This window comes from Bradyrhizobium sp. G127 (assembly GCF_021502575.1).
Classification (GTDB): Bacteria; Pseudomonadota; Alphaproteobacteria; order Rhizobiales; family Xanthobacteraceae; genus Afipia.
Window position 1 is genome coordinate 845,046 of the sequence record NZ_JAKFGN010000002.1, and the last position, 18,887, is coordinate 863,932.

13 protein-coding genes and 1 riboswitch are annotated in these 18,887 nt (G+C 62.3%); of the genes, 8 read left to right on the top strand and 5 right to left on the bottom strand.

The window, feature by feature from the left end:
• Positions 1 to 58 precede the first annotated feature (58 nt).
• Positions 59 to 1,255: a TrmJ/YjtD family RNA methyltransferase gene (locus tag LVY71_RS16140; RefSeq protein WP_235100860.1), complete on the bottom strand. Its 1,197-nt coding sequence runs from the start codon at positions 1,253 to 1,255 to the stop codon at positions 59 to 61.
• A 208-nt stretch (positions 1,256 to 1,463) separates the two neighbouring features.
• On the opposite strand from LVY71_RS16140, the gene LVY71_RS16145 reads away from it, so the two are divergent.
• From LVY71_RS16145 to LVY71_RS16155, 3 genes are all read left to right on the top strand, one after another.
• Positions 1,464 to 2,603, top strand: a complete 1,140-nt coding sequence (locus tag LVY71_RS16145; RefSeq protein WP_235100861.1) for an HlyD family secretion protein — start codon at positions 1,464 to 1,466, stop codon at positions 2,601 to 2,603.
• Complete coding sequence (locus tag LVY71_RS16150) at positions 2,590 to 4,173, top strand: MFS transporter (RefSeq protein WP_235100862.1); 1,584 nt, start codon at positions 2,590 to 2,592, stop codon at positions 4,171 to 4,173. The genes LVY71_RS16145 and LVY71_RS16150 overlap by 14 nt, the downstream gene beginning before the upstream one ends.
• A 584-nt stretch (positions 4,174 to 4,757) precedes the next feature.
• Positions 4,758 to 5,972, top strand: a complete 1,215-nt coding sequence (locus LVY71_RS16155) for an NADP-dependent isocitrate dehydrogenase (protein ID WP_235100863.1) — start codon at positions 4,758 to 4,760, stop codon at positions 5,970 to 5,972.
• A gap of 50 nt (positions 5,973 to 6,022) precedes the next feature.
• Here the strand turns inward: LVY71_RS16155 and ybaL are convergent, their stop codons facing one another.
• Positions 6,023 to 7,702 (bottom strand): YbaL family putative K(+) efflux transporter, encoded by a 1,680-nt coding sequence (ybaL, locus tag LVY71_RS16160; RefSeq protein WP_235100864.1) that lies wholly within the window; start codon positions 7,700 to 7,702, stop codon positions 6,023 to 6,025.
• Between the two features lie 162 nt (positions 7,703 to 7,864).
• Here ybaL and LVY71_RS16165 point away from each other — a divergent pair, with 162 nt between their 5' ends.
• The gene (locus LVY71_RS16165) at positions 7,865 to 8,368 is read left to right on the top strand and encodes a DUF3455 domain-containing protein (protein ID WP_235100865.1); all 504 of its coding nucleotides are present in this window, start codon (positions 7,865 to 7,867) and stop codon (positions 8,366 to 8,368) included.
• A 6-nt stretch (positions 8,369 to 8,374) separates the two neighbouring features.
• Here LVY71_RS16165 and alaS read toward each other — a convergent pair whose 3' ends face one another.
• A complete protein-coding gene (gene alaS / locus LVY71_RS16170) occupies positions 8,375 to 11,038 on the bottom strand; it encodes an alanine--tRNA ligase (protein ID WP_235100866.1) in 2,664 nt (887 codons plus the stop codon).
• A 297-nt stretch (positions 11,039 to 11,335) separates the two neighbouring features.
• A riboswitch (glycine riboswitch) is annotated at positions 11,336 to 11,442 on the top strand.
• A 135-nt stretch (positions 11,443 to 11,577) separates the two neighbouring features.
• Between alaS and gcvT the strand changes: the two genes are divergently transcribed.
• Genes gcvT through gcvP form a run of 3 tightly spaced genes read left to right on the top strand, consistent with a single transcriptional unit; the run spans position 11,578 to position 16,005 of the window.
• Complete coding sequence (gcvT, locus tag LVY71_RS16175) at positions 11,578 to 12,741, top strand: glycine cleavage system aminomethyltransferase GcvT (protein ID WP_235100867.1); 1,164 nt, start codon at positions 11,578 to 11,580, stop codon at positions 12,739 to 12,741.
• 20 nt (positions 12,742 to 12,761) lie between these two features.
• A complete protein-coding gene (gcvH, locus tag LVY71_RS16180; RefSeq protein ID WP_235100868.1) occupies positions 12,762 to 13,127 on the top strand; it encodes a glycine cleavage system protein GcvH in 366 nt (121 codons plus the stop codon).
• Between the two features lie 10 nt (positions 13,128 to 13,137).
• The gene (gene gcvP / locus LVY71_RS16185) at positions 13,138 to 16,005 is read left to right on the top strand and encodes an aminomethyl-transferring glycine dehydrogenase (protein WP_235100869.1); all 2,868 of its coding nucleotides are present in this window, start codon (positions 13,138 to 13,140) and stop codon (positions 16,003 to 16,005) included.
• Positions 16,006 to 16,424: 419 nt separating this feature from the next.
• Here gcvP and recA read toward each other — a convergent pair whose 3' ends face one another.
• Positions 16,425 to 17,513, bottom strand: coding sequence for a recombinase RecA (recA, locus tag LVY71_RS16190; RefSeq protein ID WP_235100870.1), 1,089 nt, complete (start codon positions 17,511 to 17,513; stop codon positions 16,425 to 16,427).
• 207 nt (positions 17,514 to 17,720) lie between these two features.
• Here recA and LVY71_RS16195 point away from each other — a divergent pair, with 207 nt between their 5' ends.
• Entirely contained in the window at positions 17,721 to 17,936 is a 216-nt protein-coding gene (locus LVY71_RS16195; RefSeq protein ID WP_235100871.1) for a hypothetical protein, read from the top strand.
• Between the two features lie 75 nt (positions 17,937 to 18,011).
• On the opposite strand, the gene LVY71_RS16200 is transcribed toward LVY71_RS16195, so the two are convergent.
• Positions 18,012 to 18,758 (bottom strand): hypothetical protein, encoded by a 747-nt coding sequence (locus tag LVY71_RS16200; protein WP_235100872.1) that lies wholly within the window; start codon positions 18,756 to 18,758, stop codon positions 18,012 to 18,014.
• Positions 18,759 to 18,887: the final 129 nt, after the last annotated feature.

Genomic DNA, 18,887 nt, shown 5'->3' on the forward strand with positions numbered 1-18,887 from the left:
TTCAGACATGTCAACTCGCCGCGTCCCTTCGGTGGGACACGTGTGAAAGAACAGCCGTCTAAGCTGTTACACTGGTTGCAAGCTTGTTCAGCTGCCCATCGAGGTCGGCCTCGATGTCGATGGCATTGAGGCGACACACGCGATAGCCCCGCGCCTCAAGCCACTCGCGCCGCACCGCGCGATCCCGCTCGATGGTCTCGTTCTCGTTTGCATTGACGATCTCGATGGCGATGCGCTTCGTAAACGACACGAAGTCCGGAATATGGCGGCCCACCGGCGTCTGCCGCTTGAACTGGGATGCAAAGCGGCGATCCGTCCTCAACGAATCCCACAACATACGCTCGGCATCGGTCGGATTCCGCCGCAGCAGCCGCGCCAGGCCTCTCACCGTGCTGCTTTCGGACGGCGCGCGGCCTTCCGAATGTTCGGCGAGCAGCGCACGCAGCCGGGTCGCTTCCGTCCCATTCAGAACCCCGCCTTTCGCCGGACCCTTGCGGCCCTCGGCGATGGCCATCACCACGCCGTGCAGTGTGTGCATGTCCTGCTTGGTCGGCTCCATCCGGGTGAAGATATTGCGCAGGTTCACCAACATGGTCTCGCGCTTCTCCGGCGGCCGCAGGAATTCGACCTTGTCGAGTTCGCTGACCAGATTGTCGAAGAACGCCTGCATCTGGTGGTTCGACGCCCGCTCGGAACGCTCCGGCATCGCGAACGGCAGCGCGTTGGAGGTGGCGAGCTTGAACCATTCATAGCCCATCAGCAGGACCGCCTGGGCGAGGTTCAGCGAGGCGAAGCCCGGATTCACCGGGAATGTCACAATGCGGTTAGCGAGCGCGACCTCGTCGTTCTGTAGGCCGTAGCGCTCGCGCCCGAACATGATCGCGGCGGTGCCGCTGGCCGCGGTTTCGCCAATGATCTGGCGGGCGGCCTCCTCCGGTCCCACCACCGGCTTGGCCTGATCGTGCGCCCGCGCCGTAGTCGCAAACAGCAAAGAGCAGTCGGCCACGGCCGCCTCGACCGTATCGAACAGTTCGACCTTATCGAGAATATGATCGGCGCCGGCCGCGGCGCGCTGGGCAGCGATATTCGGCCAGCCGTCGCGCGGATTGACGATCCGCAGGCGGGTGAGCCCGAAATTGCCCATCGCCCGCGCGCACATGCCGATGTTCTCGCCGAGTTGCGGCTCGACCAGAACCACCACGGGTCCATCCAGTTCCGTACGCGGCTTGGTCTTGTCGGTGCCTGAACCGGTCATGGTCTCTGCTTTGATCTGTCTGTTTTCCCCTGCCGTAACGCAGTTGAAGCCCGACAGGTCAAGACCTTTTCTCGATCGCCCGGAAGCGGCCAAATGCCGTGCAAGGCAGGAATGCCCGAACCGACGCGTTCGGGTTTTGAACTCGGGCAGCCGATTGGGGTAGTAATTGCGCACGAGGTGACCCTTGACCCAGACAGAGACGACCCGCATGCCCCCCAGCACTTCGACAACTCCCGCACCCGGCCCGAACAAACCGGCCACAAGTGCGGCCTTGCGGCGGCTGGCCATTCCCGCTGCGTGCGTCGCCGTCGCGGCAATCTTCGTGGTGCTGGCGACAGCGCGCTGGGATGAATGGGTCAGCAGCGCGACAATTCAGACAACCAACGATGCCTATGTCCGCGCCGAGGTTTCGCAACTGAGCAGCCGTGTGGCCGGCGAGGTCAAGACCGTGGCCGCCAGCGACTACCAGCGCGTCAAGGCCGGGGACCTGCTGGTCGAAATCGATCCCGCAGATTACGAGGCGCAGGTCGCACAAGCGGAAGCGGCGGTGGCAGGCGCGCAGGCCGCGCTCGATAACCTCGCCAATCAGGTCGAACTCCAGTACGCCACCATCGCGCAGTCCGAGGCCCAGCGCGCCTCCGCCGAAGCCATTCAGGTCGAAGCCCAGCAGGAATACGACCGTCAGCATGGCCTGCTCCAAAGCCCCGCCTTCACGCGCCAGCGGCTCGAACAGGCCACCGCAGCCCTCGCCAAGTCAGACGCCGATGTCCATGCCAGCCGCGCCGTCATCGCCGCGCAGAGGCATCAGCTCGAGGTGCTGGCCGGAACCAAGAAGCAGCGCGCCGCGGACGTTCTCGCCGCGCAGGCCGCTTTGAAGGCCGCCAAACTCAAGCTCGGCTACACCCGCATCGTCGCGCCGTTCGACGGCATCGTCGGCGCGCGGCAGGTGCAGCCCGGTGATTACGTCAACATCGGCAGCAATCTGTTCAATGTCGTACCGCTGCCGAATGTCTACGTGATCGCGAATTACAAGGAGACGCAGCTGACCCGCGTGAAACCGGGGCAGCCGGTGGAAATCACGGTCGACAGCTTCCCGCGCCAGACCTTGCGCGGCCGCGTGGCGCGCATCTCACCGGCCAGCGGGTCACAATTCGCGCTGCTGCCCCCCGATAACGCCACCGGGAATTTCACCAAGGTGGTGCAGCGCATTCCGCTGCGGATCGAATTCGACAAGGGGCAACCACTGCTCGACAATCTGCTTCCCGGCATGTCGGCGGAAACGCGGATCAACACCGAAGGATCGGTCGCGCCATCCAACACCGGAGCCAAAACCGGTGGCGGAAACTAAAATCATCGCCAGCGGGCCGGTTTCCACCGGCCAGCCCGCTCACTATCCGCTGCTGGCCGTCGCCGCGGTGCTGCTGGGCGCGTCGATGGCAAACATCGACAGCCGGATGTTTTCGATCGGGCTGCCCGATCTCAAGGGCGCCTTTTCGCTCTCCTTCGATGAAGGTGCGTGGCTCTCGACGGCTTCGACCGCGTCGCAAATCTTCATCGCGCCCGCCGTCGCGTGGATGGCCACGGTCTTCGGCCTGCGCCGCATTCTCGGCGCCCCCAGCCTCGTTTTCGCGGCGATCTCGCTCATGCTGCCGTTTGTTCGCGATTATCAGGCACTTATGGCCCTCACAATCCTGCACGGCCTGTTGCTCGGCACCTTCGTGCCGGCCACGCTGATGATCATTTTCCGCAATCTGCCGATGCAGTGGTGGCTGGTTGCGATCGGGATTTACGCGCTGCGGGTCGGCTTCTCGCTGAACTTCGGTCCCACGCTGGTCGGCTTCTACGTCGATCACGTCGGCTGGCAGTGGCTCTATTGGCAGGACGCGATCATCGCCGTGCTTATGGCGATCCTGGTTTACCTCGGCGCGCCGCGCGAGCCCGTCAACCGGGCTCTGCTGGAGACGGCGGACTGGGGTGGAATGCTGCTGCTGGGAACCGGGATCGCGATGGTCTATGCCGGCCTCGATCAGGGCAACCGGCTGGACTGGCTCGGGTCCGGGACGGTGGTGGCGATGCTGCTGAGCGGCGCGGCTCTGCTGGTGGCGTTTTTTGTCAACGAGGCGCTGGTCCGGGATCCATGGGCCCATGCGAATGTGTTGCTGTCGCGCAATATCGGCTTCGCCCTGGTGGTGATCCTGCTCTACACCCTGACCAGTCTTTCCAATTCATCGCTTGTCCCGAATTTCCTCTCCACGGTGGCGCAGCTACGTCCCGAACAGACCGGCCGCCTGCTGCTGGTTTACGGCGTCCTGCCGATGGCGATCACCTTTCCGGTCTCGATCTGGCTGGCGCGGCGTTTAGACCTGCGAATTCTGCTGGTGATCGGCCTGCTCACCTTCGCGGCGGCGGCTCTGCTCGGAACCCGGATCACCCACGAATGGGCCCTGACCGATTTCATCCCCATGGTGCTGCTGCAGTCCGTCGGCCAGTCCTTCACACTTCTTCCGATCATCCTGATCACACTGGCCAATTCCGATCCGACGCGGGCGACAGCTTTTGCCGCCTATATCCAGATCATGCGGCTCGGCGGCGCGGAAATCGGCATCGCCCTGATGGGCACTTGGCTGCGGGTGCGTGAGCAGGTGCATTCCAACCTGCTCGGCCAGCATGTCACCCACGCCAAGGACCAGGTACACGATCTTCTGGCCAAACTGTCCGGCTATTTCGCCAGCTACGGAACGGGCACCGCCACCGGGCGCAGTGTGGGCAAACTGGCCGGCATCGTTCAGCGCGAGGCCAATGTGCTGGCCTATATCGATGGCTTCTGGCTGACCTTCATTTTCGCGATTGCCGCGCTGCTCGTGGCGGCGCTGATTACCAAGGCCCCGCCCGGACCTTTCAGCCCGAAAACCCGATAGCTCCGGTTCGCCCGCGGATCGGCGCGGGTGTCTGTCCAACACCTGCGTATTTTGAATCTGGCGATGAAGACGCTGATTCAACCTCCGAACATTTTGAATCAACGCTTGAAGATTCCGATTCAACCGCCGAGCATCTTGAATCAGGCTGTGAAGGTTCTGATTCAATCAGTGAAGACATTGAATCAAGACGCGAACAGATTGATTCAAGAGCGGATCGCAATGATTGAAATTATCTTTATAAATCAAAGGGGTTACTGGATCGTTTGAATCTCGCCCAAAACGCGAGGTGCCCGGTCCCGTTGCTCTTGCGCGTCGCCGGTGCATGAAAAACACGGCCGGCGGAAGTGCCAGGGACTTTCGCCTCTGCACGGTTTCGCAAAACCACTCGCGCGCACCTGGCTGTCCAAAATTCGTGATCTGGAACAACTCGAAATCAGGCTCCCCGAGCGAAGTCCGCCCCGACCTGCCAGAAAGTCTCAGGTGCCTTGCCTTCCAGCCCGCCGAGACGGGTGCTATAGCCACAAGCTGGAACCTGTTGCGGTTCTCACGCCCTTTCCGCCCCCCATTTTAAGGCCCGATCCCTCATGGCAAAAATCAAGGTGACCAACCCCGTCGTCGAGCTCGATGGCGACGAGATGACCCGGATCATCTGGCAGTACATCAAGGACAAGCTGATCAACCCGTTCCTGGATGTGAAGCTCGAGTACTACGACCTCGGGATGGAGTACCGCGACAAGACCAACGATCAGGTCACCATCGACGCGGCCAACGCGATCAAGAAGCACGGCGTCGGCGTCAAGTGCGCCACCATCACGCCGGACGAAGCCCGCGTGAAGGAATTCGGCCTCAAGGAGATGTGGAAGTCGCCGAACGGCACCATCCGCAACATCCTCGGCGGCGTCATCTTCCGCGAACCGATCATCTGCAAGAACGTGCCGCGCTTGGTGCCCGGCTGGACCAAGCCGATCATCATCGGCCGCCACGCGTTCGGCGACCAGTACCGCGCCACCGACTTCAAGTTCCCCGGCAAGGGCGTCCTGACGATGAAGTTCGTCGGCGAGGACGGCACCGTGATCGAGCGCGAGGTGTTCAAGTCGCCGGCCGCCGGCGTCGCCATGGGCATGTACAACCTGGACGATTCCATCCGCGACTTTGCACGCGCCTCGCTGAACTACGGCCTGTCGCGCGGCTATCCGGTGTACCTGTCGACCAAGAACACCATCCTCAAGGTCTATGACGGCCGCTTCAAGGACATCTTCCAGGAGATCTACGACACCGACTTCAAGAAGGATTTCGAGGCCAAGGGCCTGACCTATGAGCATCGTCTGATCGACGACATGGTCGCCTCGGCGCTGAAGTGGTCCGGCGGCTACGTCTGGGCCTGCAAGAACTACGACGGCGACGTGCAGTCCGACACCGTGGCGCAGGGCTACGGCTCGCTGGGCCTGATGACCTCGGTACTGCTGACGCCGGACGGCAAGGTGGTGGAAGCCGAGGCCGCCCACGGCACCGTCACGCGCCATTACCGCGAGCACCAGAAGGGCAAGGAAACTTCGACCAACTCGATCGCGTCGATCTTTGCCTGGACCCAGGGCCTCGCCCACCGCGCCAAGCTCGATAACAACCCGGAGCTGGCGAAGTTCGCCAAGACGCTGGAGAAGGTCTGCGTCGATACGGTCGAATCCGGCTACATGACCAAGGATCTGGCGCTGCTTGTCGGTGCAGACCAGCGCTGGCTCTCCACCACCGGCTTCCTCGACAAGGTCGCGGAAAACCTCACCAAGGCGATGGCCGCGTAAGCTTCGTAGAATAACTCAAGCAAAAGGCGCGGATGATCTCCGCGCCTTTTTTATGCCGCCGGCCCCGTTGCTGCGATCTGCGCGATCATCGCCCTGGCGATTTCCTGCTCGCCCATGATCACGGAATTCGCGCCGTGATGCCTGAGATGCGCGATTTCCTCTTCCGAATGCGCGCGCGCGATGATCGGCAGTGTCGCGCTGATGGCACGCGCCTTGGCGACGATCTGGCCGCCCTCGAACGCATCGGGAATCGCCACCAGCAGCCCCCGTGCCGCCGCGAGATTCGCGGCCTGCAACATGCCGGCCGCGGCCGCGTTGCCGGTGATGACTTCGACGCCGTCTTTCTTCAGCCGCTCGACGGCCCCGGGGGTATCCTCGATCACCAGAAACGGCGTATTTGCTTCCCGCAGCGCCTTGCTCACCACGCTGCCGACACGCCCATGACCCACCAGCACCACATGATTGGAAAGCTGCGACACCGGCAACTCGACGCGGGGGACCGGCTTCTCCTCGCCTGAAGCCTTTTTCGCACTGGCGTCTCTCTCCGCCAGAAACTTGTCGAGCAGCGCGAACCACAGCGGATTCAGCATGATCGAGATGATGGCGCCGGCCAGGACCAGATCGCGGCCGCGCTCCGGCAACAACGCGAGGCTGACGCCCAGACTGACCAGGATGAAAGAGAATTCGCCGATCTGAGCGAGGCTGGCCGAAATCGTCAGCGCGGTCGAGTTCGGATGGCCGAACATTCGCACGATGCCGAAAGCCGCGATGGACTTGCCGAAAACGATAATAAAAACCGTTGCCAGCAAGGGCAGCGGCTCGCGCAGGATGATGGCCGGATCGACCAGCATGCCGACCGAGACGAAGAACAATACGGCGAATGCGTCGCGCAGCGGCAGCGTTTCGTTCGCCGCACGCTGACTGAGTTCGGATTCGCTCAGGATCATGCCGGCGAAAAACGCGCCAAGCGCAAACGACACGTCGAACAGGATCGCCGCGCCGAACGCGACGCCGAGCGAGATCGCAAACACCGCAAGGCGAAACAGTTCGCGCGAGCCGGTATGTGCCACATAGTGCAGGATCCACGGGATCACGCGGCGGCCCACCACCAGCATGAAAATGATAAACGCTGCGACCTTGCCAAGCGTGACCAGCACCGGCTGCGCCATTGCAAAGAAACTGAGGCCGTTGGCGCCCTCGCCTTTCAATAATCCCGCCAATGCAGGCAGCAGCACCAGCGTCAGCACCATGGCGAGGTCTTCGACGATCAGCCAGCCGACCGCGATCCGGCCACGCTCGGTGTCCACCAGCCGGCGCTCCTGCAATGCGCGCAGCAGCACCACTGTACTTGCCACCGACAGCGCAAGTCCGAACACCAGACCGCCACCCACCGGCCAGCCAAGCCCCCAGCCGAGCCCCATGCCGAGCAGCGTCGCCACCGTGATCTGCACCACGGCGCCGGGCACCGCGATGGCGCGCACCGAGAGCAGATCCTTCAGCGAAAAATGCAGACCGACACCGAACATCAGCAGAATGATGCCGATCTCGGCGAGTTCGTTGGCGATGTTCTGGTCCGCGACATAACCCGGCGTGAACGGGCCCATCAGCACGCCGGCGACGAGATAACCGACAAGAGGAGAAATCCGCACGCGCTGTGCCAGCGCGCCGAGCACGAAAGCCAATACGAGACCGACGACAACCGTGGAAATTAATGGCGTATTGTGATTCATGCCGCATTTTGCTGCAGGAGGGAGATAGATGCCAGTGCATCTATCGCTACTCATCGCCGCACTAATGCGTCCGGCCAGTCCGTAGTCACGACAAGGTTACGACACATCCGCTGAAGACGATGGCACGCTGACGACAGCGAAGTTGATGATCTGGACCTCACAATGACCATCAAAGCAAATCTGCTCGCATTGGCGTTGATCACAAGTGTGATCGTTGCGCCCACATCCCCCACATCCGCGCAGACGCCGGCCGCTATCGCCGCTGCCGGCACGGTTGTCCTGACGCTGCACGCCGAAGGCGCACAGATTTACGAATGCAAGGCGGACGCTTCCGGAAAACTTGGGTGGGTGTTCCGCGAGCCGATCGCGACATTGTTCGAGGATGGAAAGACCGTCGGGCGGCACTACGTCGGCCCGAACTGGGAATACACCGACGGCAGTGTGGTGACCGGAAAAGTCACGGCGAGCGCGCCAGGCACGAGCGCCTACGATATTCCGTGGCTGAAGCTGGTAGTGGCTGCGCACCGGGGCGCTGGCGTCTTCGATGCGGTCACGACCGTGCAACGGATCAACACCCATGGCGGTGTTCTGACCGGCTCCTGCGAAAAGGCCGGCGCATTTTTCAGCGCGCCCTATTCGGCAGATTACGTCTTTCTGAAGAGCTGAGCGAAATTATCCGCCCATCGCCGCTTCGATGGCCTTCAGTGCGTCGCCTGCCTTCGCGCCATCGGGTCCGCCGGCCTGCGCCATATCGGGCTTGCCGCCTCCGCCCTTGCCGCCGAGCACTTCCGACGCCTTGCGCACCAGATCGACCGCGCTGAAGCGCGAGGTCAGATCCTGCGTGACGCCGACAACGACGCTTGCCTTGCCATCTTCACTGGTCGCGACAAATGCAACGACGCCGGAGCCGAGCTGTTTCTTGCCCTGATCGGCGAGACTCTTGAGATCCTTGATCTCGATTCCCTGAACGGCGCGGCCGAGGAATTTCACATCCGCCACGGTGCGAATGTCCGAACCGCTGCCATCACTACTTGCAGATGCGCCGCCGCCCATGGCGAGTTTCTTGCGCGCTTCCGACAGTGCGCTTTCCAGCTTTTTGCGTTCATCAACCAATGCAGCGATGCGCGATGGCAAATCGTCAATCGTGGTCTTCAGTTCCGCCGCTGCTGACTTGGCGGTCTGGATCGTCGCGTTGGCCGCGTGGCGCGCATTGCGTCCAGTCAGCGCCTCGATACGGCGCACGCCGGATGCGACCGCGCTCTCGCCGGTCACGGCAATCACACCGATGTCGCCGGTGCGCCGCACATGGGTGCCGCCACACAGTTCGACCGACCAGCCGAGCGTGTTGCCGCTTCCAGCGCCCATCGATACTACGCGCACCTCGTCGCCGTATTTCTCGCCGAACAGCGCCCGCGCGCCGGACGCGCGTGCATCATCGACGGCCATGGAGCGGGTCAGCACCTCGCCGTTTTCCAGCACGACATCGTTGGCAATGTCCTCGATGCGGCGCAGTTCATCGGGAGTGATCGGCTTGTTGTGAGCGAAATCGAACCGCAGCCGTTCAGGCGCAACGAGCGAGCCGCGCTGCGCGATGTGATCGCCCAGCACCTGACGCAGCGCTTCGTGCAACAGATGCGTGGCCGAGTGATTGGCGCGGATCGCCGAGCGGCGCCCATGATCGACTTCAAGCTGCAGAGGAATACCGAGCTTTAATGTGCCCTGCTCCACCGTGCCGAGATGCACGTAAAGATCGCCAGCCTTCTTCTGGGTGTCGGTCACGCGCACGCGCACGCCCTCGCCGCTCAGAATGCCGGTATCGCCAACCTGACCGCCGGATTCAGCGTAGAATGGCGTCTGGTTCATAACGATGGCGACGCTGTCGCCGGCCTTTGCGCCATCGATCTCCTTGCCGTCCTTCACCAGCGCGGTGACGACGCCCTCCGCGATCTCGGTGTCGTAGCCGAGAAACTCGGTCGCGCCGAGTTTCTCGCGCAGCGGAAACCAGACGTTCTCCGTGGCGGTGTCGCCGGAGCCTGACCACGCCGCGCGCGCCTTGGCGCGCTGCTGGTCCATCGCGTCGGTGAACGACGCAATATCGACGCCGATGCCGCGGTTGCGCAGCGCGTCCTGTGTCAGATCCAGCGGAAAACCATAGGTGTCGTACAGCGTGAACGCGGTCTCGCCGTCGAACATGTCGCCCTTCTTCAGTGACGCGCTTTTCTCGTCGAGGATGGTCAAGCCGCGATCGAGCGTCTTGCGGAAGCGGGTCTCTTCCAGCTTCAACGTTTCCTCGATGAGGTTTTCGGCGCGCACCAGTTCGGGATAGGCCTGACCCATTTCGCGCACCAGCGCCCACACCAGGCGATACATCAGCGGGTCTTTCGCCCCGAGCAACTGGCCGTGGCGCATCGCGCGGCGCATGATCCGGCGCAGCACATAGCCGCGGCCTTCGTTCGACGGCAGCACACCGTCTGCGATCAGGAAGGACGAGGCGCGCAGATGATCGGCGATGACGCGCAACGACGCCTTCTGTTCGCCCTGCGGATCGGCGCCGGTCAATTCGGCAATCGCGCGGATCAGCGCCACGAACAGATCGATGTCGTAATTGTCATGCTTGCCCTGAAGCACCGCGGCGATGCGCTCCAGTCCCATGCCGGTGTCGATCGACGGCTTCGGCAAGGCCACGCGATTGCCCGGCGCGATCTGGTCGAACTGCATGAACACGAGATTCCAGATCTCGATGAAGCGGTCGCCGTCTTCCTCGGTCGAACCGGGAGGACCGCCCCAGATCTTGTCGCCATGGTCGAAGAAGATTTCGGAGCACGGGCCGCAGGGGCCGGTATCGCCCATCTGCCAGAAGTTGTCCGATGTCCCGATCCGGATAATTTTCGATTCGGGCAGGCCCGCGATCTTTTTCCAGAGCTGCGCCGCGTCCTCGTCCTCGGAATAGACCGTGACCAGCAGCCGGTCTTTCGGGAGGCCGTAGTCCTTGGTGATCAAATTCCAGGCAAGCTCGATGGCGCGTTCCTTGAAATAATCGCCGAACGAGAAATTCCCGAGCATCTCGAAGAAGGTGTGATGCCGCGCGGTGTAGCCGACATTATCGAGGTCGTTGTGCTTGCCGCCGGCGCGAACGCATTTCTGCGACGATGTGGCGCGCACATAAGGGCGCTTCTCAAGGCCGGTGAAGACGTTCTTGAACTGCACCATGCCCGCATTGGTGAACATCAGCGTCGGGTCGTTGCGCGGAACAAGCGGAGACGACGGCACAATATCGTGGCCGTTTTTCGCGAAAAAATTCAGATACGCTGACCTGATCTCGTTAACGCCGCTCATGCTCGTCCAATCGCGCCCGAAAGTTATGATTTTCTACCGCGTTTTCGTGACGCGAACCGCAGTTCGCCTAGCTTGAAAACGCCCAATTGCACAACCCGCAGTCGTGACGCGTGCAGCGCAGTTTGTCTCGACCCGTTTCTAGACGGAACGCACCCTTCATGTCCAGAAAGTGTGCAGTGGATCAGCAACTTGCTACCCGTCCCGGAAATGCCGCGAAGCCGTTGATAATCTCGCAGTTGCGTTGACAGGGCCTCGAAAGGCGTGTTTCCCTGCCTAAGTTAGCTTTGTAATATACTGACAAGTCACGTCGGGAGAGACCGGTCGCTTTTTCACCGAATAAGCTGACCGGCGCCGAAGGAGCAACCGCCCCGGAAACTCTCAGGCAAACGGACCGCGTGACGAACTGAAATCTGGAAAGAGATGCGGCCGGGTCGCCCGGCGCGGCATCCGCCGACGGGATAATACTCTCAGGCGCAGCGACAGATGGGGCTTCGACAAGATTTCGGGAACTGGTCCCGAAATCCGTCAGGAGCCTGACCATGCTTGCCGCCGAACGCGATTCCTCCACCGGTCAACCCGCGCTGAAGCGCGTTCCACTGCATGACCTGCATGTGGCGCGCGGGGGCAAGATCGTGCCGTTCGCCGGCTACGAGATGCCGGTGCAATACGCCGCCGGCGTGCTGAAGGAGCATCTCCATACCCGCGCTTCCGCCGGCCTGTTCGATGTATCCCATATGGGCCAGATCACCCTCAGGGCGAAGTCCGGCAAGATCGAGGACGCCGCCCGCGCGCTGGAACGGCTGGTGCCGCAAGATATTCTCGCGGTTCCGCATGGCCGCCAGCGCTATGCCCAGTTCACCAATGACAGCGGCGGCATTCTCGATGACCTGATGGTGGCGAATTTTGGCGATCACCTGTTCCTGGTGGTCAACGCCGCGTGCAAGGCTGAAGACGAGGCGCATCTGCGCAAACACCTTTCCGACATTTGCGTCGTCGATTCGCTGCCGGATCGCGCGCTGATCGCGTTGCAGGGACCCAAGGCTGCGGAGGTATTGGCAAAGCACGCGCCCACAGTGGCGGCGATGCGCTTCATGGATGCCGGGCCACACGAGGTGCTCGGCCTCGACTGTTTCGTCTCGCGCTCGGGCTACACCGGCGAGGACGGTTTCGAGATTTCGGTGCCTGCGAAAGACGCCGAGCGTCTCGCAACCGCGCTGCTGAACGATCCTGCCGTGCTTCCGATCGGCCTTGGCGCGCGCGACAGCCTGCGCCTCGAAGCCGGGCTGTGTCTCTATGGCCATGACATCGATACCACGACCACGCCGGTCGAAGGCGCGCTGGAATGGTCAGTGCAAAAGAGCCGCCGCACCGGTGGCACGCGGGCCGGCGGTTTTCCCGGCGCGGATATCATCCTGAAGCAATTCGAGACCGGCGCATTGCGCCGCCGCGTCGGCCTGCGCGCCGAAGGCCGCGCGCCGGTGCGCGAAAGCGCGGCGCTCTACGCCGACGAAACTTCAAACGAGAAAATCGGCACGGTCACATCCGGCGGCTTCGGTCCGACGCTGAATGCACCGGTGGCGATGGGCTATCTGCCGACCGCCCTTGCCGCCAACGGCACTGTCGTCTTCGCGGATGTACGGGGGCAGCGGCTGCCGCTGCGCGTCGCGCAGATGCCGTTCGTGCCCAACGGATACAAACGCTAATTGCAACGCTGAGGATACACATGACCACGCTTTATACGCCCGATCACGAATGGCTCCGCATCGAAGGCGATGTCGCCACCGTCGGCATCACCGACTACGCGCAAACCCAGCTCGGCGACGTGGTGTTCGTCGAACTGCCCAAAGTCGGCCGCGCGTTAAAGAAGACCGAAGCCGCCGCCGTGGTCGAGAGCGTCAAGGCGGCCTCCGACGTTTATGCGCCGATCACCGGCGAAGTTGTCGAAGTCAATGACGCAATCGTCGCCGATCCATCGCTGATCAATTCCGATCCCGGCAAGGCGGCGTGGTTCTTCAAGCTGCGCATCGCCGACAAGGGCGATCTCGACGGCCTGATGGATGAAGCCGCCTACAAGGCCCATACCGCCTGAGGAGTTTGCGATGACCGCGCATCAGAAACCCGCTGAACCCGCCGTCGATTTCGTCCGCCGCCATATCGGCCCCGCGCCGCGCGACATCGACGCCATGTTGCAGACCGTCGGCGCATCGAGTCTCAGCGCGCTGATGGGCGAGACGCTGCCGGCCTCGATCCGCCAGAAAGCACCGCTCGATCTCGGAAAGCCTCTCAGCGAGACGGAAGCACTGGCGCACATGCGCGGCATCGCCTCGCGCAATCAGGTGTTCACCTCGCTGATCGGTCAAGGCTATTCCGGCACGATCATGCCCACCGTTATCCAGCGCAACATTCTCGAGAACCCAGCGTGGTACACGGCCTACACGCCGTATCAGCCAGAGATCAGCCAAGGCCGGCTGGAAGCGCTGTTCAATTTCCAGACCATGATCTGCGACCTCACCGGCCTGGACATCGCGAACGCATCGCTGCTCGATGAAGGCACGGCAGCCGCCGAGGCCATGGCGCTGGCCGAGCGCTCGTCATCGGTGAAGACCAAAGCGTTCTTCGTCGATCATGACGTGCATCCGCAGACGCTGGCCGTGTTGCGCACCCGCGCAGAGCCGCTCGGCTGGTCGCTGATCGTCGGCGATCCGGCACGCGATCTCGACAAGGCCGATGTGTTCGGCGCGCTGTTTCAGTATCCCGGCACCCATGGCGGTCTGACCGATCCCCGCGCGGCCATCGCCGCTCTGAAGGCGAAAGGCGGCGTCGCCGTTGTCGCTGCCGATCCGCTGGCGCTGACGCTGCTCGCCTCGCCTGGCGATCTCGGCGCAGACATCGCAATCGGATCGGCGCAGCGCTTCGGCGTGCCGATGGGCTATGGTGGCCCGCACGCGGCCTACATGGCGGTGAAGGACGCGCTGAAGCGCGCGATGCCCGGCCGCATCGTCGGCCTGTCGGTGGATTCGCGTGGTCAACCCGCCTATCGCCTCGCGCTGCAGACGCGCGAACAGCACATCCGCCGCGAGAAGGCGACCTCCAACATCTGCACCGCGCAGGTGCTGCTCGCGGTGATCGCCTCGATGTACGCGGTCTATCACGGCCCCGAAGGGCTGACGCATATCGCGCGCACCGTGCACCGCCGCACCGCCGTGCTGGCGGCAGGCCTGAAGAAGCTCGGCTTCGCCCCGCTGAGCGACAGCTATTTTGATACCGTGACGGTGGCGGTGAACGGCCAGCGGCAGGCGATCATCTCCCATGCGGCGCATGAGCAGATCAATCTGCGTCTCGACGAGACCACCGTCAGCATCGCGCTCGACGAAACAACGACGCCTGCGGTCATCGAAGGCGTGTGGCGCATCTTCGGCGGCACTCTGTCCTATGCCGAGATCGAGAAAGAGGCGCGCGATGCGCTGCCGTCCGCGCTCCATCGCTCAAGCAAGTTCATGACCCATCCGGTGTTCAACGAACACCGCTCCGAGACCGAACTCTTGCGCTACATGCGCAAGCTGTCGGACCGCGACCTTGCGCTCGACCGCGCCATGATCCCGCTCGGCTCCTGCACCATGAAGCTGAACGCCACCACTGAGATGATCCCGGTGACCTGGCCGGAGTTTGGTGCCCTGCATCCGTTCGCGCCGAAAGAACAGGCCGCCGGCTATCACGCCATGTTCGCGACGCTGGAGAAATGGCTGGCGGACATCACCGGCTACGATGCCGTGTCGCTGCAGCCGAACTCCGGCGCGCAGGGCGAATATGCAGGTCTCTTGGCGATCCGCGCCTATCATCTGTCCCGCGGCGACGCGCAGCGCACGGTGTGCCTGATCCCCTCCTCGGCCCACGGCACCAATCCAGCGTCCGCCAGCATGGCCGGCATGGACGTGGTCGTGGTCGCCTGTGATGCCGGCGGCAATGTCGATGTCGAGGACATGCGCAAGAAGGCCGCGCAGCACGCCGACCGGCTCGCCGCGGTGATGATCACCTATCCATCGACCCACGGCGTGTTCGAAGAACACATCCGCGACATCTGCGATATCGTTCATACCCACGGCGGACAGGTCTATCTCGACGGCGCCAATCTCAACGCCCAGGTCGGCCTCGCGCGGCCCGGCGAATACGGCGCCGACGTGAGCCATCTCAACCTGCACAAGACCTTCTGCATTCCGCACGGCGGCGGCGGCCCCGGCATGGGGCCGATCGGCGTGCGGGCGCATCTTGCCCCGTTCCTGCCCGGACATCCGGCGGCGGATGGCGGCAAGGCACCTGTCGGTGCGGTGTCGGCCGCTCCCTACGGCTCGGCATCGATTCTCGTGATTTCCTACATCTACATCCTGATGATGGGCGGCGAAGGCCTGACCCGCGCCACCGAGGTGGCGATCCTGAACGCGAACTACATTGCGAAACGCCTCGATCCGCACTTCCCGGTGCTTTACAAGAACCACAACGGCCGCGTCGCGCACGAGTGCATCGTCGATCCGCGCGGGCTGAAAACGACGTCCGGTGTGACCGTTGATGACATCGCCAAACGCCTGATCGACTACGGCTTCCACGCCCCGACCATGAGCTTCCCGGTGCCGGGCACGCTGATGATCGAGCCGACAGAATCCGAATCGAAGGCGGAACTGGACCGGTTCTGCGACGCCATGATCGCGATCAGGCGCGAGATCGCCGACGTCGAGGCGGGCCGTTTCAAAATTGAGGCCTCGCCGCTGCGCCACGCGCCGCACACCGTGCACGACATCGCCGAGGACAAGTGGGAGCGGAGTTACACGCGCGCGGAAGGCTGCTTCCCTGCCGGGACCTCCCGCAACGACAAGTACTGGTGCCCGGTCGGCCGCGTCGACAACGTCTACGGCGACCGCAACCTCGTCTGCTCGTGCCCGCCGGTTTCGGATTACGCGCAGGCGGCGGAGTAATCTGAACCAATAACAGGACCGTCATCCTGAGGGGCCGGAGCCAACGGGTCCGCGCAAAGCGCGGCCCGATGATAAACTCCGCGACGGCCTCGAAGGACGGCAAAAGGCGTTTCACGATTCATCGTCATCCTTCGAAGCTCGCCGTAAGGACGGCTCGCACTTCAGGATGACGATTCGTCGATTGGACGACTGAAAAACAAATCGGGCGCTGGGGATGTCGGCAACTCAACATCCACAACGCCCGTTTGCTTCCGAAGCGCGATCTGATCCGAAAGGATTCCCGTCTTTCGGGATCGCGCCGCAGCCTGAGCCCTGTGAAACTCAGGCCTCGGAAAAATTTTATCCTGACGCGTTTTCCCAGCGCGAAGCGGTACTCACCCTCGGGTCGAGCCCGAGGGCGCTTCGCTTGAAAACGCTTCTTAGTCGTCCAGCGGCTCCTCGCCGTCGGCATCGCGCTCCGGCGAACCTGCCAGAATCTGCTCGGCGATCAGGCCCGAATTCTGCCGGATCGAGGCCTCGATCTTGGCCGTCATCTCGGGATTGGCCTTGAGGAAGGCCTTTGAATTCTCGCGGCCCTGGCCGAGGCGCTGGCTGTCGTAGGAGAACCACGCGCCGGACTTCTCGACGATGCCGGCCTTGACGCCGAGATCGAGGATCTCGCCCATCTTGGAGACGCCCTCGCCGTACATGATGTCGAATTCGACCTGCTTGAACGGCGGAGCCAGCTTGTTCTTCACCACCTTGACCCGGGTCTGGTTGCCGACGACTTCGTCGCGCTCCTTGATCTGGCCGATGCGGCGGATGTCGAGGCGCACCGAGGCGTAGAATTTCAGCGCGTTGCCGCCGGTGGTGGTTTCGGGCGAGCCGTACATCACGCCGATCTTCATGCGGATCTGGTTGATGAAGATCACCATGGTGTGGGACTTGTTGATCGAGGCAGTCAGCTTGCGCAGCGCCTGGCTCATCAGCCGCGCCTGCAGGCCGGGAAGGCTGTCGCCCATCTCGCCTTCGAGTTCGGCGCGCGGCACCAGCGCCGCCACCGAGTCCACCACCAAAACGTCCACCGCGCCGGAGCGCACCAGCGTGTCGGCGATTTCCAGCGCCTGCTCGCCGTGGTCGGGCTGCGAGATCAGAAGTTCGTCCACATTGACGCCGAGCTTGCGGGCATAGACCGGATCGAGCGCATGTTCGGCGTCGATGAAGGCGCAGATGCCGCCCTTCTTCTGGGCCTCGGCCACCGTATGCAGCGCCAGCGTGGTCTTGCCGGAGGATTCCGGCCCGTAAATCTCGACCACGCGGCCCTTCGGCAGGCCGCCGACACCGAGTGCAATGTCCAGCCCGAGCGAGCCCGACGAAATCGTCTCGACATCCATGGAGCGGTCGTTCTTGCCGAGCTTCATCACGGAACCCTTGCCGAACTGGCGCTCGATCTGGGAGAGCGCGGCCGACAGGGCCTTGGTCTTGTCCATGGAGGATCCTTCAACGATACGCAGGGCAGCGGGGGCCATAGTGGTGCTCCTTATGTAAGGGATTCGCCAGCCGGACAAACGGCTTCCCAAGGTCGGCGGACCGGAATCGGTGAGTTCCGATGAAGCCAATGTACCCCATTTGTTCCCTGTTCGCAATATGTTCTTTTTGCTGAGGTGGTACTGGCCTGTTTCCGAGCGCAGTGGCCTAATTTAAAATTAACAGTGGCCTAATTTGCGGAGACCAACATGGCGGGTGAGCGAGACAAGTACGGGACACTGATTGATCCAGCCGAGCGCTATCAAGACTTCATGCTCGCGATGTACGACCTTTGGTCTCTGGCCGAAGAGTACGGTTATTCGAATGAGGCCCGGGCAACGATGAACCAGGCCCGCCTTTCATTTATGGCCGAGTTTGAGGCTCGGCATCCCGGTTTCGGCAGCGGTCGCGCTATATGGGAGTAAGGCCGCCTCAGTTGGCGGCCTCTTTTCTCGCAATAAGATAAATCCCGTCGGAACGGGTTGGCGCTTGAGCCCGCTTTAAGCGTTTTCTGAAGCCAACGCCCATATCTTCTTGATGGCCGACGAACGCTTGGATTCTTGCACTATCAGGAAGGTCAGCGCCGCGGCCGCAATTATACCCGTCAATAACAAACCGCCGCCGCCGCCCCCTGAAGCGGCTTCCAGAATAACACTGACGCAGAAAATGACTAAAGCTGCGATGAATAGGTACTTGGCAACTCGAGTCGAAGGCACGAACGCGTGCCAGAAGTCGAACCCAATCACGGAACCATTTGTAACATTCCGCGCGAATGACAAGTATCCAAGGCTATGCTGCGAGTTCTTAATTGGCCCTATGTAAGTCACACGAAGGTGATGTCCTGGGGCGGCAGCAAAGCTTTGCACGTTCACGTCAAAGAAATTGCTCTCGCGCCCGTTACGGAAAAATACCCGGTTTAGCGCGTCGCTGTTCGACTGGACTGACACAGTCTGGTCGTTTCCAAAATTGTGATAATGATTGAAATTATTGGTCACGCGCACATTGGTGGATCCGGCGTTGTAGCCCTGAACGTCCGTGACCTCGGCGTCGTACCATCTGATCCAGTACCGTTTTCCAATCGCTTCGATTTCTCGCGTCACATCTTCCATGTCGCCCCCGCTTATGGGGTAAGAATGGCAGACCAAATCTGGCCAGACAAGTTCGAGGGATTTTGCATTGGCAACAGCCTGATCGGCGCTGCCAGCGTGGTATGTCGCCATAAGCGACAGACGATTTTTACTGTTCAATCCAAATACTTGACGAAGAACATCTCTTTATAGGCCATTTACGCTTCCATCCCGCGTCGGGCTTTGCCTCCCGCTTCCCCCGGCGCGGGCTTTTTTGGCCGCAGCCCTCCTCATCCGAAAATTGGACTC